10 protein-coding genes are annotated in these 16638 nt (G+C 49.0%); 3 read left to right on the top strand and 7 right to left on the bottom strand.

Annotated features, from left to right (window positions below):
* Positions 1-951, top strand: a complete 951-nt coding sequence (locus CBR65_RS20540) for an ABC transporter ATP-binding protein (RefSeq protein ID WP_087468594.1) — start codon at positions 1-3, stop codon at positions 949-951.
* Positions 948-2063, top strand: a complete 1116-nt coding sequence (locus CBR65_RS20535) for an ABC transporter permease (RefSeq protein WP_087468593.1) — start codon at positions 948-950, stop codon at positions 2061-2063. Before CBR65_RS20540 ends, CBR65_RS20535 begins: the two co-directional genes overlap by 4 nt.
* Positions 2064-2067: 4 nt before the next feature.
* Here the strand turns inward: CBR65_RS20535 and CBR65_RS20530 are convergent, their stop codons facing one another.
* Positions 2068-2664: a bifunctional 2-polyprenyl-6-hydroxyphenol methylase/3-demethylubiquinol 3-O-methyltransferase UbiG gene (locus CBR65_RS20530; protein ID WP_087468592.1), complete on the bottom strand. Its 597-nt coding sequence runs from the start codon at positions 2662-2664 to the stop codon at positions 2068-2070.
* 257 nt (positions 2665-2921) lie between these two features.
* On the opposite strand from CBR65_RS20530, the gene CBR65_RS20525 reads away from it, so the two are divergent.
* Positions 2922-5162: a hypothetical protein gene (locus CBR65_RS20525; RefSeq protein WP_087468591.1), complete on the top strand. Its 2241-nt coding sequence runs from the start codon at positions 2922-2924 to the stop codon at positions 5160-5162.
* Here CBR65_RS20525 and CBR65_RS20520 read toward each other — a convergent pair.
* From CBR65_RS20520 to CBR65_RS20495, 6 genes are all read right to left on the bottom strand, one after another.
* A complete protein-coding gene (locus CBR65_RS20520; protein WP_087468590.1) occupies positions 5159-6799 on the bottom strand; it encodes an EAL domain-containing protein in 1641 nt (546 codons plus the stop codon). The genes CBR65_RS20525 and CBR65_RS20520 overlap by 4 nt on opposite strands.
* A 65-nt stretch (positions 6800-6864) precedes the next feature.
* Positions 6865-10491: a PAS domain S-box protein gene (locus CBR65_RS20515; protein WP_087468589.1), complete on the bottom strand. Its 3627-nt coding sequence runs from the start codon at positions 10489-10491 to the stop codon at positions 6865-6867.
* A gap of 110 nt (positions 10492-10601) precedes the next feature.
* Positions 10602-12353, bottom strand: a complete 1752-nt coding sequence (locus CBR65_RS20510) for a bifunctional diguanylate cyclase/phosphodiesterase (RefSeq protein ID WP_087468588.1) — start codon at positions 12351-12353, stop codon at positions 10602-10604.
* A gap of 22 nt (positions 12354-12375) precedes the next feature.
* Positions 12376-12834, bottom strand: coding sequence for a response regulator (locus CBR65_RS20505; protein ID WP_087468587.1), 459 nt, complete (start codon positions 12832-12834; stop codon positions 12376-12378).
* Positions 12827-14635, bottom strand: coding sequence for an ATP-binding protein (locus tag CBR65_RS20500; RefSeq protein WP_087468586.1), 1809 nt, complete (start codon positions 14633-14635; stop codon positions 12827-12829). The genes CBR65_RS20505 and CBR65_RS20500 overlap by 8 nt, the downstream gene beginning before the upstream one ends.
* 423 nt (positions 14636-15058) lie before the next feature.
* Complete coding sequence (locus CBR65_RS20495; protein WP_087468585.1) at positions 15059-16621, bottom strand: alpha-N-arabinofuranosidase; 1563 nt, start codon at positions 16619-16621, stop codon at positions 15059-15061.
* Between the last annotated feature and the right edge of the window lie 17 nt (positions 16622-16638).

Genomic DNA, 16638 nt, shown 5'->3' with positions numbered 1-16638 from the left:
ATGCGCCTGACTACGGCATCCCACCATATCGCGATTGAAACCCGCGGACTCACCCGGCGCTTCGGCGATTTTACGGCGGTGGATAACCTTGACCTCACCATTACCACCGGCACTATTTATGGTTTTCTCGGCCCCAACGGCTGCGGCAAATCCACCAGTATGCGATTAATTACCGGACTGCTTACACCGACTAGCGGCAGTGTGCAGGTGTTGGGCATGGCCATTCCCGACAACGCCGAATCCTTGCGCCTGCGTATCGGCTACATGACCCAGAAATTTTCGCTCTATGAAGACTTAAGTGTGGAAGAAAACCTGCGCTTTATGGCGCAGATTTATAACCTCGACACCCGTGCTACCAAAGCGCGTATCGCGGCGCAATTAGCGGAGTATGGCCTTGATCAGCGGCGTCATCGTTTGGCTGGCAGTCTCAGCGGCGGTCAACGTCAACGGCTCGCCCTGGCAGCAGCAACCCTGCATCAACCGGAATTATTAATTCTTGATGAACCCACGTCCGCCGTGGACCCGGAAAACCGGCGCGATTTTTGGGAAAAATTATTTGATCTGTGCGATCAAGGCGCCACTATCCTGGTGTCGACACATTACATGGACGAAGCAGAACGTTGTCATGGCCTGGCCATCCTGGAAGCGGGGATAAAGCGCGCCGATGGCGCGCCGGCAACACTGATGCGAGAGTTGGGCGCGCAGGTGATAGAAATTGACGGCGCTGACCTGCGTCAATTAAAACAACAGTTAACCGATATTCCGGAAGTGGTCTCCGCCGCACAACAAGGAACCCATTTACGGGTTCTGATTCGCGACACCGTGACCGAACCGGATGTCTGGTTTAAACAGGTACACGCACCGCTAGCGGCCGGGCGAGAAATTCACCTGGTGCGCCCCAGCCTTGAAGACGTTTTTGTCCACTGCACCGGAGAGGGACGTCGCCAATGACATCTTCAGGATGGTTCAAAAGCTGGCAGCGTATTTCTGCCATTATGTTCAAGGAGCTGCGCCAACTCTCGCGGGACCGACCGACTTTCGGCATGATTGTGATGATTCCGTTGATTCAATTATTACTCTTCGGTTACGCCATCAACACCAATGTGCGCAACCTGCCGGTTGCCGTTGTTGACCAAAGCCATAGCGAACTGGGGCGAATATTGGTAGCCGACGTGGCTGCCACGCAAGTTGTAAAAATTGAAACTGTCTACTCAACACCACAACTCGCCGCCGATGCCATCACCCAAGGCAAAGTGCGCGCGGTATTAATTATTCCTGCTGATTTACCGCAACGCATGCAAGACCAACGCCCTCTTGCGCAATGGTTGGTCGACGGTTCCGATACCATGGTGAGCAATGCGCTGCTGGGTCTACAAGCCATGCCGTTAAGCACACCGCTGATTCCCGCCGTTGAAGCCCCCAAAAACACCTTCACCATGAGTCTGCTATACAACCCGCAACGGCGGGCAGCAGTAAATATTGTGCCCGGCCTGGTCGGCGTTATCCTTACCATGACAATGATTATGTTCACCTCCGCCGCACTGGTGCGCGAACGGGAACGGGGCAACCTGGAATTATTAATCACCACACCGGTAAAACCCATGGAGTTGATGGTCGGCAAGATTGTGCCCTATGTATTTGTCGGTTTGATTCAGCTTTCGATTATTCTCGGTCTGGGTTATCTGATTTTTGATGTGCCGATCAACGGCCGGATCGATCAATTATTTATTGCCGTTTTGTTATTTATCAGTGCGAGCCTCACACTGGGCATGTTGATTTCCACTGTGGCAAAAACCCAACTGCAAGCGATGCAACTCACGGTGTTTATTTTAATTCCGTCGATTTTATTATCCGGTTTTATGTTTCCCTATGAAGGCATGCCCACCGTGGCACAATGGATTGCCGAGATCCTTCCGGCTACGCATTTTATTCGCGTTATTCGCGGCATCGTCTTGCGCGGCGCCATGTTAATGGATCTGTTGCCTGATTTATTGTGGCTCGCGGGTTTTACGGTATTGGGTTTGTTTGCGGCAGCCAAGCGGTTTAAGAAGCGGTTGGATTGATAATTTATTTTTGCCTTTTTGCGACTACCGTAAAAGTATGCCAGTGTTTCATAGTTCCCAGCGCTGTTTTGGCAAGCTCATCTCGCTCATATAGTTCAAGCACATCGAAATCAGAAAATATCGAGCCTAGAGATTCTCTTGTAACCTGGTGAACCGAATGATGCGGACTGTGTACCCAGGAATCTTTAGGCCCCACAAAGTCACCTATAAAAATTCCGCCGGGTACCACACTGGATAGCATGTTGATTATCGTCTTATCAAAGCGATTCGGCTGGCAAAAAAACAGGCTGTTGCTTGCCAGGATCAGGCCCGCATTTTTGAACGCAAAGTCTTCCATCAAACAAACGGAAGCGCTAAATCCTGGCTTATCGGCAAACCTGTAACGACAGATGTCTATCGCTTTTTCTTCCTTGTCAAAAGCAATAACCTCATAGCCCTGTTCAAGCAAATATCCTGCATCTGCACCCACCCCACAGCCGCAATCGATCGCAATCTTAAGGCCAGAGGTATTGTGTAACACTGCACTTTCTAAAATTTTTCGGTGAGGTTTGTCTGATACAACATTGAAATATTCTTTCCAATCCGGCTTTATCTTACTCATCCACCCTGTTCCTTTGGTTTCCCGAACTATTAACCGATGGAATATAGAGAAGATAGGCCAAAACGCAAGCTAATCATCCGGTGGATCGTATTTCGGTTATTACAAGTACGCTAATTCCGCAATGGCAAGTTATTGCGCCTACTTATTACAATAATTTTTGTATAGCCCGTCGCCTAAAGCGTTTTTCAGATTTCACTTCCCGGCAGGTAGACTGGGGCTATACTTGAGCTGACAATTTTTAATGGATGAAAGCTGTTATGTTCGATTCCTTGCCATTCGCCACATTAATCATGGGTGAGATCATCTTTCTGCTTTCGGTGATCACCGTGTTGATGGGCCTTCTCATCCGTAAACAACGGCAGCGGCATCAATTCCTGTTGGAGGAATATCGCAAGCTGCGCCAACATAATCATTCTGTCTTTCATATGGGCGAATTGAGCGAACTGGATGTTGGCACACCCGCCGCTGATGACCCGGTAGATCGATTCCTGAACGAGGCAACAAACGATTCCCTGGTACGTTACCGTAAAACAGCCCAAGCCAACCTGCCCCGTCTCTCCCCCGAATTACCTTTCAGCGCCAAGGTTGCGGCACTGCGATATTTTTTCAACAAAGCTGAAGCCGAAGTTCGCAAACAAAAGACAGTGCGTGAAGAGCATTGGATGCAATTTGAAAAGCAATTAGCTGACATTGCCCGCTGGGTGACAACACCGAAGAAACTGTCCAAACCTTTACCCAACAATCGCATTCGCCTATTACAGGAAAAAATTGATGCCTTGCAACCGTTTGAGAAGGAGAATGAGCGTTTGCAAAGAAAATTGGCGGCAGCCGAAGCTCGCTATGAACATTTGACGGAGTATGAACGCGAAAGCAAGCAAACCTTGGCGAAAATGCACAACATTATCCAGGCGTTACAAATGGCTAATGCTTACAAAGGTGGGGACGTTGACCAAAAGATACGGGACGCGCTACAACCGATTGATCAAGACAATCATTGGACCCCACCATACCAGAGCTACCAAAACAGTGTCAGCCAACTGGATAATATTGCCGATATTTCGGAGCGGAAATATTCATTGGTGCGCAAAATGGTAGATGAACTGCCCTTTGCTTATACCGACCTGAATGATAGTCAGCGACAAAAGATGAGCGATTCTATCCGCGCGCTTGAGCTTGATTTGGTCAAGTCTGATCACCACATTACCAACCTGCAAAAAGAATTAAAGGCAGCCAAAGACAGCATGAAGCGGCCAGCAATTGTTGTTGAGGCTAAACCTGTCACACCTTTTAATAAATATGCCCCCGGCAAGGAGATGTTAGTTCACCCCTTACCCCAGGATGCGAAAGAGTCCACAGCGGGCGCACCTACCGAAGAAACCCTGACAATCATCCACAGCGGTGTTCCCGATGCTGAGCCCAAGGCCGAATTACCGAATGACTGGATCAGCGGGGGCGGTCACAAGCGTACCTACGCCGAGATTGAGCAGTTGCGTACCAACAACCAGAACCAACGCAGCATTATTATTGACCTTGAAAAGGAACTGCGTTCATTGCGTAAATCTATGCATGAAACGACCGATGAGGAGGAGAAAAAAGATAAGAGTAAAGATATTGAACGGCTTGAACGCCTGATCAAAGAGTGCGAGTACTGTATAGAAACCCTTGAGAGCGAGGTTGACCTACTGCATGAGCAGCTGCAACAAAGTGTGCACCCGGATACCCAGCAAAGCAAGCCCCTGGAAGAGGTAGAAAAATTGAATCGGGAGCTGGAAAGTATTTCGAGCAAGTTGCAACACACCATCAAGCAGCACACTCAAACCAGCATCATCAATCGCCTGGCGGTGGAAGCTCTCTCCACACAAACCCTGGAAGATTTATCCAAGTTACTCATCAAAGCCATCAAGGACCTGAACATTACCGCAGGCTTTTATCTGCAATCCCAGGCAGGCAATGCGGAGTATTACACAGGCAACAAATTCACGCCCTCCGAACAAAAGCTGTTACGTCAACCCGGCAATGTTGCCGCTGTGGCTTACCTGAATGAAGGTATTTTGTTTGCGCGCCCCAATGCACATATATTACTGCGCAATCCGCCGGACGACGATGATGAACAGCTGCAACTGGAAAATACCCTGAGCAATATTGTCAGTATCATCAGCGGACAGATTGATTACAAAGAAGCCAACAATCAGTTGCAAAAGCAGTCGCGCAAGCTGGATGTCTGGGTAGCGGATACGAAAAAGCAATTACAACAACTGGATATTCAATACGCTTACCAGTCTGAAGAGAGCCGTCGTATTGTCAATAATTTAAGCGAAGAACTGAAACGCTCCATGGAGACGTTGGAGATACCTGACAGCACGCGACTGGTCTTTGACAATGCCATCAGTGAGTGCAATCAACGCCTGCTTGTATTATTCGACAGCGGCAAGATGGTTGATAAAATAGCATCCAAATTAATGTCCAGCCTTGGCAACCTTCACAAACAGATTCTTTAGCTTTTATTCACTACAGCAAGCGCTGCCTGGACTTTATCGATCAGAGCTTTACGGTCAAAGGGTTTCGCCAGAAACATCGTGGCACCTGCCGACCGGCTTTTTTCAATAGTGGCTTTATCGTTAACGCCCGACACTATCACTACCGGTGTGGTTCTGAAGATAGTGGTGGAGCGCAACCGCCGGGTCAACTGCAACCCATCCAGGTCAGGCAGATCAATGTCCAGCAGAATTAACAAGGGCCGCAGGTTACGTAATACCTTCATCGCCTCCACCGCGTTAGCAGCAGATACAATGGTGTAACCCTCCTCACGCAAAATCTTGCTTTGAATGCGACGCTGAAATTCATGATCTTCCACAACCAGTACAGTGCCTTTGGTTTTATCCGGCGCCTTGCTCGCATTGGTTGCGGTTTCGGGAAATAATTCACGCCTTACTCTTTCATTCCATTCCGCGATCCATTCGGGCAAGTTTTCTGCACGCATAGGCTTTGCAATAAAATAACCTTGCGCATAATCACAGGGAGTTTGCCGCACAAAATCCCAATCGCGCTGGCTTTCAACACCTTCCGCCACCACTTGCATATTGAGTTGTTGTGCGAGGTTAAGGCTAGTGTCGAACATGACTTTGATTCGCTTGTCCGCCCAGGCACCATTGACAAAACTTTTATCAATCTTGAATTCATCAAAGGGAATATCGCGCAGTTGGGCCAATGAAGAATGGCCCGTACCGAAATCATCAATGGATAAGATAAATCGCTTCAATCGCAAGCGCGTTAATGTGTCGAGGGTGACCGCCGGATCTTTCATCGCACGGCTTTCGGTGATTTCCAGTGTGACGTCTTTCGGTAATAATCCGGCAGTAATAACCTGCGCACTGAAGCTGTCGGCAAAATCCAGAGAAGCCAGATTTTCCATGGAAATATTAACCGCCAAGGGCAGGTTTATGCCTTGTTGAGCCCACTGGACATGCTGTTTCAGTGCTTGGTCCAAGACCTTGTGTGCCAGGGTATCAATTAATTGATTGTCTTCGGCTAACACAATAAAGGTATCCGGCATCACGACACCATCAGCAGGATGATGCCAGCGCACCAAGACTTCCAAACCGGCCACACGACCGTTATTGAGCGCTACCTTAGGTTGGTAATAATTCACCAATTGACCCTGTTCAATCGCCTGCTGCAATTCGGCGGCTGTGTATTGTTTTTTTATCAGGGGAACCTGTTCGAGCGAAGGTTCCCAACTGGCCAGCATGGTGGCAATGGATTCGGGAGTAAGGGGTTTTTGCAAGTGGCCGACTATCGCAATCTGGTGTGCCTCGACCAAGCGTTGTGCGGTGCTCAACATCCGTAAGTCTTCACCGCTGATCAGAATCAGATTACCGGAAAAATGTCGTTGTACCAGATGACGCACAAACTCGATGCCGTCCATTTCCGGCATATTTAAATCAAGGAAGATCAGCGCCGGGTGACGAGGTCCGCCATCAATGAAGTCCAGCGCTGCCCGCCCGCTAAGGCAGGTGGTGATACGAGAGTAGCCTTGCACAGACAGGATACGCTGCAACAACTTAAGCATAAAGGGATCATCATCAACCACCAAAATATCAGCCGTAGATTTACTGACTGGAGACTCGCTGGTCATGGTTGGCCTCATGCTAAGGTTTACACGTTATGAATCGGAAATAGGGAAATGCTTGATGCCAACATTCAGCTATCCAGCAATAGTAATTCCACACAGTCATTGACCGCCGCCAGCTCGCGCTCAAATGCCTGTAAGCAGTCAATATACGAAATTTCCGGCTGCTGGTTACAGATCATTTCAAGCCGCGCGCAGAGTTCACCAAGCTGCATCGCACCGACGGAGCGCGCAGATGACTTTAATTTGTGGGCAATAGATGCAATCAGCCGACGGTCATTACGGGCGCTGGCTTCGCGCAGATCTTCTGCCATGCTCAAAGCGCCGACGCGGAAATCCTGCAAAAACTCACGCACGATCACCGGTTCACTGCCGACCAGATTCTGAAGGACACGAATATCAATTACGGCATCAGTGTTGTTGGAAACGGCTTGTACATTTTCTTCAACAGGAGGATGGGTCCAGTTCGTTTCCGATATGGCAGGTAGCCAGTGTTCCAATACACTTTGCAGCTCCGCCAGTGACACCGGCTTGGTGAGATATTCATCCATACCCACTGCATGACAGTTTTCTGCCTCACCCCGCACCGCATTCGCACTCAGCGCCACAATGGGAATATAACCGTAACCATTCTCTTGTTCGCGCACTTTTTTAGCCAAAGCGTAACCATCCATCTCAGGCATATGCAAGTCGGTTAGCAACAACGCGTAGTCACCACTTTGCCAATGATGCAGCGCCTCGCGACCGTTACTCACCACATCCGCTGCGTAACCCAACAATGCCAGTTGACGCAGGATAACTTTTTGATTGGTCTCATTGTCTTCTGCCACCAGAATCAAACGCCGTTGTTGCAAAGCCTGTTCGCGCTGTGGCGGTAAAAAGGCGCTCTCCTCTTTGCCGGTAAATAGGGGAGGTTTTTCTTCCTCAGCCTTTCCAATGGCGAGCGCTACCGTGTGGAGAAATGTGGGATAGTCGAGCAGGTTGCCATCGATCATCACATGGTTATGGAGATCGCGGCGCGGTTTGCGCCGCTGACCACGACCGATGATGACGTAACGAATATCCCGCTGCGGCCATTGTTGTGCTATCGAGGCAAGTATTTTTTCGCGGGTGAGCGTGTCATCCCGCGTATCCAATACCCACACCCACATACCCGACGGTGGCGCAGATAACGATGCTGATTGTAAGCAGGATTCGTCTTTGCCGATCAACGGCGTTACCTGCGCACCCGCAGCACTCAGATAACATGTGAGATCTTCGGCGAGACTGTGTTCATCACCGAAGGTGACACAGGACAATCCGGCCAGGGGCAAGGGTTCGGTTTCATCAGTCAAATGAGGAACACAACCAAAGGGTAAGCGAACAATAAAATGTGACCCCTGATTCGTTTGGCTTTCCACACGAATATCACCGCGCATCAATTCGACCAGGTGTCGTGAGATAGTCAATCCCAATCCGGTACCGCCAAATTGTCGCGTCGTGGAGGCATCTGCCTGCATAAAAGGACTGAATAACCGCGCCATGGTTTCAGTGGACATACCGATACCGTTATCAATAATGTGGAACTCCAGCGTAACGGCATCAGGTCGCTGTTCTGTCAAATAAGTGCGAACCATAACCCGGCCGGCCCGCTCCAGGCCCGCCGAAAATTTAATGGCATTATTGATCAGGTTGACCAATACCTGACGCACCCTTAGACCATCACCCAGCAGCATTTCCGGCATCGCCGGGTCTGTAAATAAAATCAACTCGACCCCTTTATTTTCGGCAAATCGGTCAAGCATCAGGCACACGCCCTTGACGACATTCATCAAGGATATCGGCGCAGACTCAATATCCATCTTGCCTGCTTCTATCTTGGAGAAGTCCAGGATGTCATCAATAATGCCCAACAGCGAGTAGGCGGAATCGCGAATAATATCGAGCATCTCCACTTGATAGTTTTTGAGACTGGTTTGGTGCAATACATCAACCATACCGATGACACCACTAATAGGCGTGCGAATTTCATGGCTCATAGTGGCGAGAAAATTGGTTTTCGCTTGATTGGCGATTTCGGCTACCTGTTGTGCGTGCTTCAATTCGTTGATGCGTGCAATTTCAACTTCGGCCCGCTTACTTTCCGTCAGGTCTGTCATACCACCTAACATTCGTATCGCTTTGCCATCCGCCCTTCGTATGACAAAACCACGGTCTTGCACATAGGCGTATGAGCCATCTTTACGTAAAAAGCGATACTCGCTTATCCAGTGATCCTCCACATCGTTCATGGTTGAAAAGATACTGCCAAGCACCCGTTCTTTATCATCTGGATGAATACGTGTTGTCCAGGAGCGGCTGTCTGGCTCCATTTCTGCCGGTGCAAGGCCAAACAGCTTTTTTACTCCCTCCCCCCACCATATTTCGTCAGTCAGCAAATCCCAATCCCAGATTGCATCCGCCGTGGCGCGAGCGATTAATTTAAAGCGTTCCTCACTTTCCTCGATTCTTTGCTGCGCTTCTCGCTGAGCATTAATATCTTGAAAATAGATAGCCAAACCTTCGACGGAAGGGTATGCATTTACTTTGAACCATGCATTCAACGGAGAATAGAAAGCCTCGAACGTAACCTTATGACCTTCAGTCATTGCTTGCCGATAGTTATATTCAAACGGCGTACCGATAGCTAATGGAAACTCCTGCCAGATACTCCGCCCTATCAACTCTGTGCGCCGGCGCTGCAATAACCGTTCAGCCTCGCTGTTCATGTAGATAAAGTTCCATTCACAATCCAGCGTGAAAAATGCGTCGGTAATATTTTCCCATGTCGTAGTAAGGCGTTGCGCCAGTTGAATGGCTTTTTGTTCGGTGTCTTTTACATCAGTAATATCGCTGGTGATCGCCACCATGCCGTCTGCAACACCATCTTCCCGGTGAGTTAACGAGACACTGGCACGCATCCAGATTATTTTTCCGTCGACACGACGGCAGCGCGCTTCATGGATAAAGCTGGTACGTTCCCCGGTTACTAAAGTATCAATCAAACGAAGCGCTTCGGGCAAATCGTCCGGATGAAGGATATCCATGAAAGGTTTATTCAGTAATTCACCTTCCGCCATGCCCAACATTGCACAATACGCGGGATTTACCGATAGAAAATTTCCTTCCAGAGTAACCAGTGCAATTCCGACGGCTGCTGCAGAAAGGATGTTACGCAAGCGCTGCTGCGTTGCCTGTTCGAATCGATAATCTTGACGACGCAGCTCCAGATGACTCATAACTTGTCGCGCAAGCGTCTTCAATGCCTCACATTGGTCCGCGCTTAAGCGGCGAGGCTGAATATCCATGACAGCTAAAGTTCCCAGTGCAAACCCCTCTTTCGTCACGAGAGGAATACCTGCATAAAAACGTAAGTGGGGAGACTCGATGACCAATGGGTTTTGTTTGAATCGGTCATCCTGCCAGGTATCAGACACAATAAAAGGCTGGTCGCTCTTGATAGCTTCGGCACAAAATGCTATCGAACGATCTGTATAGCGAACGTCAAGACCATAGGCAGATTTAAACCACTGACGCTCTTCGTCAACCAAACTTATGACAGCGATGGGAGTTGCACATATCATCGCAGCCAATTGGGTCAATCGGTCATAGTCCGTCTCAGGAGGAGTATCCAGAATTCGGTAATCATCGAGTGCGGCAAGTCGACTTTTCTCATTCATAGTCTATGCCCAACATTTCTCTCATCTTATTCTCATTGAGATTAGCACATAACGCCATAAGCGATAGAACTAGCGGCATTGTCTCTGCCATGTCGATGGAACGGATGATTCTATCTGTTACCTGGGAGTGCAAGCCTATCCAGCCAGATTTTCGGGTTGTGATCCATGAGTAGCGTTTCAAACACTTCCGGTGACACAGGTTTGGAGAATACATAGCCTTGCAACAAATCCGCACCGTATTCCCGGCACAGTTGCGCCTGCTCCCAGGTCTCAACGCCCTCAACAATAGTGACAAGGTCCAACCGTTTGGCGAACTCGATCATGGCCCGAAAGATGCGACAATCGGCTAAATTGTCGGGAAGCCCCTGCACAAAAATACGATCCAACTTTAATGTCCGGGCCGGCAGCTCTTTTAAATAGGCCATAGAAGAATAGCCAGTACCGAAGTCATCTACGGAAATTTCAACACCAAAATCCTGAATTTGCTGCAGCAATTTTGCCGTGCGCTCAAAATTTTCGATCATCACAGACTCAGTAATTTCGAGCCCAACACAATGACCCGGCACATTGCAGCTGATCAAATCATCCTTGATGTCCTGATGAAGATCATCGTCCGTTAGCAACTGTGCACAGACATTAAACTTCATCTTGAACGTATCACTGATGCGTTTTTCCTCCCGCCACCTGGCGAGTTGTCGGCAAGCCCTTAAACGCGTCTTTGAATCAATTTCTGTTATCAACCCGATTTCTTCAGCAATATCAATAAACTCACTGGGCGGTAGAATACCCCGCGTTGGATGCTGCCAGCGCACCAATCCCTCAGCACCGCAAATCTCAAATGTGCACGCATCCACAATCGGTTGGTAAAACAAAATAAAATGATCCGTGGGAACTTGCGCACGCAATTCTTTTTCCAGTCGAATGCGCTCATGCATTTGCGCCTGTAGAGCTTGTGAAAAAAAATGATAATTGTTGCGCCCATCGCGCTTGGCGCGATACATCGCCAGATCCGCTGCGCGCAACATATCCACCGCGTTATCTGCAGAATCAGGATAGGTAGCAATGCCGATACTGACTGAAATCGTATTCTCAGCATTGCCAACGGTAAATGGACAGTGCAGGTCATCCAGGATTCGTTGCGCCAGTTGTGCTATGCCCTCCTGAGAATCGACATTGTATGCCAGCACTGCAAATTCATCGCCCCCGAGACGACAGACGATATCCCCGGTACGCACCACGGTCAGCAGACGGCGTGCGACTTCTTTCAGCATCTGGTCACCGATCAAATGTCCCTGGCTGTCGTTAATAACTTTGAAGTTATCGACGTCGAGAAATAACAATGCCAGTTGATCGTTCAGGCGTTTTGCGCGCGGAATAGCAGAGCGTAGACTTTCATCAAAAAAGTAACGATTTGCCAGCCCGGTAAGCGAATCATTTTCTGCCAGCGTGCGCAGCCGTTGGTGGCTTTCCTGAAGCTGGCGTTCCAGCACATGGCGAATACGCGCATGCACAATCGCGCGGGTTAAATGTTTATGTGCTATCTCAGATTTAAACAGAACATCCTGTGCGCCCGCTTCAATACACTCACGCTCAAGATCCTCATTTTCAGTGGCACCGGTCAGGATAATAATGGCGGAATGATGATGTGGATGCCCGTTGAGAATTTTCAAAGTCTGTAAACCATCAATGTCCGGAAGGCGATAATCCAGCAGAACCGCATCAAAATCATTTTCATCAAATTGCGCGAGGCCTTCAGTGGCACAACTTGCCTGAACAATTTCAATGTCCCATGCGCTACGCTTAAAAGTGCGAATAATTGCCTGCCGGTCTAACTCATCATCATCAATCAATAACAGCTTCATGCCAGTACCTCTCGTCTCCGTATTATTTTCTTGCAACGGGTAATTCAATAATGCGCCAGTAGTGATCCAACAAGCTGATAACCTGCATAAAATCGCTATCCATACGCTGCTTCAGCAGATAACCTGCCACATGCTCGCGATAGGCGGCCATAATATCCTCATCGGATTTTGAGGTGGTCAGAACAAAAACTACCGCATGAGTTAGTTCAGGGTCGGCTCGCAATGCTTCCAGAAATTCCAGACCGTTCATGCGTGGCATATTAATATCCAGCAGGACAATAAAAGGCTTGGGGATCTTGCCGGTACGCAATAATTCCAGTGCCTCAATGCCATCGCGCGCACGATAAAGTGGATTCAACAGCTTCAATTTATGCAAAGCACGCTTTAATGCCATCGCATCAATATCATCATCGTCTACGATCAATAAGTTGACTGTTTTGGTGGCCTCAATATCAGGTTCTGGATAAATGGGATCAGACATTGGCTACGCTCCATTTTTTTGGCCAGGTAAATGTGAAGCAAGTGCCCCGCCCTGTCGAATGCACATTGATTTCACCACTATAGTTTTCGATGATTTTCTTAATCAGTGCCAAACCCATGCCGCTTCCCTCCAATTCATCCCTCGGTTTAAGAGTTTGAAACATGCCAAATATCCGCTGCTGATATTGCTCAGGAATTCCTGGGCCGTCATCACATACACTGAACTCAAAATAATCACTATTCTGCTCCCGACAAGCGACGCGAATCAGTCCTTCATCTTTGTCATGGTGCTTGATGGCGTTGGAAAATAAATTGCGTAAGACCTGCTCAAAAGGTATCGCAAGCGTCATAAATATCGGCAACTCACCCTCAACCTCCAGCCGCAAACCGGGTTTGAGATTCTGCATGTCAAATAGCTCAATCGCCATGCGTTTTACATCGACAACCTTTTGACTGTTATCGATCTTTCCCGCACGATAAAAAATCAACATATCATCCAGTAATTTTTCCATACGCATAATACGACTGCGCAAGAGTTTTGTATGATCAGAAACATTGTCATACTCTTGCGCCAGCAAATCTTCGTCAATCCAATTGGATAATTGCGCAACACCCCGCAAGGGTGATTTAAGATCATGAGAGGCTACATAAGCAAACGCTTCCAGCTCTTTATTAATGCGCGCCAGTTCGCGATTGGATTTTTCCAGATCCCGCTGGTGCGCCAACAACAACTGCGCAGATTTTTTTCGCTCGGTGATATCCACGACGGAGGCTAGCACTTTCATACCCTCGTCCGTTGTTATCGGAGCCAAGCCAATCTCTACCGGAAACTCCTTGCCATCTTTGCGCAATGCGAACAGATCACGACCGCCACCCATGGCGCGGGGAACAGGGTTGGAAAAGAAATCCGCCCGATGGTGCGGATGCTGATGAGCGACATTTTTGGGTATCAGGTTTTCAATGGGTTGCCCAAGCAGTTCACTGCGGTCATAACCAAAGATCTTTTCCGCCTGACGATTCACGATTTCTATCATGCCTACATCGTTTATCATCACAATACCGTTAGGTGCAGCCTCGATAATTTGCCGCATACGCTCTTCCATTCGCCCGGTTGTGTTGATGTTTGCAGCAACTTTTTCAGCAACTACACTGTGACCCAAAAAACTCAATTGTTTAAATGCTGCTTTAAGAGATGGATAGCTATGAGTAAGCAATGCGCTAACTAACAATATAAAAGCTACCGCTGTTGGTATGGGCATCTTGAGACCCAACCATTCAAAAGCCGGCAGATGGCCGATGGTATGAGCCAGTAAGGCAATGACGGCCGTAGTGACCGCCACCACGCTCATGACGAGTATGACCATCATGGTTCGCGCACGGGGAGTCTGCGTACCCAGCAAGAACAATATGGTGCCAGTGAGGACAAAACTGAATGCCGTGGTCGCAGCCATGGGAACGGGCGCTGGTGGGATATCGGTTACCAGGAGCATCATCTTCCGGTTCACCGCCAAACCGGAGAACCAATAAATTTCTGCCAGTCTGATAACCGCGATGGCCACGATAAACAGTGCAGCAGTGCGCAGGGTAAATAAGCGCCGCCAGCTCAGGGCTAAAAGCGCTACGCCGCTCAACAGGAAACACAGCGCTGTGCTGTATGCCATGGTGCGCAGCGACAAATAGATTCCTGTTACGCGCTGCACATCATGCCAGGCAATCAACACCATAATCGCAATAGCTAACAGAATGAAAGCGATCATTCGCATGGCGAACGCGGCCTTCAAAGCACTGGCTTGTGTGTACATCAACTCTACTGTCCCTAACCCTGAGATTTGCCTATCGTGTCCCGCTTTGGTTTTTATCGATGTCTTGATAACGAAGCATTCGATCCAAGTGTAGATGAAAATAAAACCATTACGGCTGGACTGAGCTTAATGCGCCATGGCACAACGGAAATGATTGTTGAAACACAGATATAGGCAGGGAAAACGACGCTATACGCATGGACACCTTAGCTTCCACTAAAACACGCGCCATTGACATAACAGGACATTACTTCAACAAAACAGGCAAGCCATGATATTTATTCAGGAATGAAAAAGTTTTTTCTTACAATATTTTCTTACGTGATATGCAAAAAGCAAAGGGAAAATGACGACGTTAGATAATTCAGAATTGAATACAAGGGATTACCAGTGGCCGCTAATGCGGCCACTGGTAGTGCAAACTCAATCGAGCGCAAGGACCACAACAGACTTTGGAGGCAGATTAACCTCCACCTTACCGTTTTTGACCTCTGCGCGATAAGCCACTGGTTTGATGGCTTCGGGCTTGGCAAAGGTGTTGTGCGCATCCATTGCATCAGCGGTCAGCAGTCGACCATTTGCGGAAGAGGGATTAACACCTTTCAGTGCAACACTGACGTCTGTAGCCGAGCGCGGATCAATATTCACCAGCGCCAGATACACTTTGCCATCCTTACCCCGTGCAGCCGACGCACTGATCGCCGGTACGGATTTATCACCGAGCGTATAAGTGGGTGATTTGAAATCGACCGGGATGGAGGTGGCGTCCTGGAATGGAATAAACATGTGGAAGGCATGGTAAGTCGGCGTCAGTACCATTTTTTCCTTGTCGGTCAGAATCATGGCCTGTAGCACGTTAACCATTTGCGCAATGTTGGTCATGTGCACGCGGTCTGCATGGGCGTGGAAAATATTGAAGTTCACTGCGGCCACCAGTGCATCGCGCAAGGTGTTTTGCTGACGCAGGAAACCGGGGTTGGTACCAGGCTGCGGGTCATACCATGTGCCCCACTCATCCACGTAAAAACCAACGCGTTTTTCCGGATCATTCTTGTCCATCACCGCTTTGTTGTTGCGAATGAATTCGTCCATCCGCAAGGTCTGGGCGAACGTGGAAATCCAGTCAGCTTCGGGGAAATCAATCGCAGCCCCTTTAACTTCCCAATCGCCCTTGGGCAGGGTGTAGTAATGGAAGCTCACCGCATCCATCTTCAGGCTCCAGTTAGGTTCAACATTGCCTGTCAGATGCTCTGCCCATTTGGTGTCTTCTGAATGGCCACCACTGGCAATAAACTTGGGCGTATTGTCCTTGGGCGCTTTCAGGAAGCTGGCGTAGTGCTTGTAGAGGTCGGTGTAGTACTCAGGCCGCATATTGCCGCCGCAGCCCCAGGCCTCGTTACCGATGGCAAAGTAATGAACGCGCCAGGGTTTATCCCGCCCGTTCTTGCGGCGCAGTTCGGCGAGGGTAGATTTGGTATCTGATGTCATGTACTCCAGCCACTCCGCCATTTCCTGCGGCGTGCCGGTGCCGAGGTTGCCGTTTACGTAAACCTCCGCGTCCAGCATCTCGGCCAATTCAAAAAATTCGTGGGTGCCGAAGGCATTGGTTTCTTCTACACCGCCCCAGTTGGTGTTGACCTTCACTGGGCGTTTATTGCGCGGGCCAATGCCGTCGCGCCAGTGATATTCATCGGCAAAACAGCCACCGGGCCAACGGATCAAAGGAACCTGGAGATCCTTGAGTGCGGCAACCACATCTTTCCGAAAGCCGTTTGTATTAGGGATTCTGGATTTTTCACCGACCCAGATACCTTCATAGATACCGTGCCCCAGATGCTCAGCAAACTGGCCATAAATGTTTTTGTTGATAACCGGCCCGGGTTGATCCGCCTTAACAGTCAGATCAACCGATGCAGCAAACACACTGCTGGCAAGTAAACTGGTGGTGATAAACAGGGTTCGCAGGTGAATTTTCAAGCGTTTCATGGCGTAGCCTCCTCAGC

The organism is Cellvibrio sp. PSBB006, from assembly GCF_002162135.1.
Taxonomy (GTDB): Bacteria; Pseudomonadota; Gammaproteobacteria; order Pseudomonadales; family Cellvibrionaceae; genus Cellvibrio.
This window is presented reverse-complemented; position numbering and strand designations above follow the sequence as displayed.

Coding starts and splice junctions, on each gene's coding strand:
- CBR65_RS20510 (WP_087468588.1), bottom strand. CDS start 12,353: ATGAAGCTGTTATTGATTGATGATGATGAGTTAGACCGGCAGGCAATT.
- CBR65_RS20520 (WP_087468590.1), bottom strand. CDS start 6,799: ATGACCAGCGAGTCTCCAGTCAGTAAATCTACGGCTGATATTTTGGTG.
- CBR65_RS20505 (WP_087468587.1), bottom strand. CDS start 12,834: ATGTCTGATCCCATTTATCCAGAACCTGATATTGAGGCCACCAAAACA.
- CBR65_RS20525 (WP_087468591.1), top strand. CDS start 2,922: ATGTTCGATTCCTTGCCATTCGCCACATTAATCATGGGTGAGATCATC.
- CBR65_RS20540 (WP_087468594.1), top strand. CDS start 1: ATGCGCCTGACTACGGCATCCCACCATATCGCGATTGAAACCCGCGGA.
- CBR65_RS20530 (WP_087468592.1), bottom strand. CDS start 2,664: ATGAGTAAGATAAAGCCGGATTGGAAAGAATATTTCAATGTTGTATCA.
- CBR65_RS20495 (WP_087468585.1), bottom strand. CDS start 16,621: ATGAAACGCTTGAAAATTCACCTGCGAACCCTGTTTATCACCACCAGT.
- CBR65_RS20500 (WP_087468586.1), bottom strand. CDS start 14,635: ATGTACACACAAGCCAGTGCTTTGAAGGCCGCGTTCGCCATGCGAATG.
- CBR65_RS20535 (WP_087468593.1), top strand. CDS start 948: ATGACATCTTCAGGATGGTTCAAAAGCTGGCAGCGTATTTCTGCCATT.
- CBR65_RS20515 (WP_087468589.1), bottom strand. CDS start 10,491: ATGAATGAGAAAAGTCGACTTGCCGCACTCGATGATTACCGAATTCTG.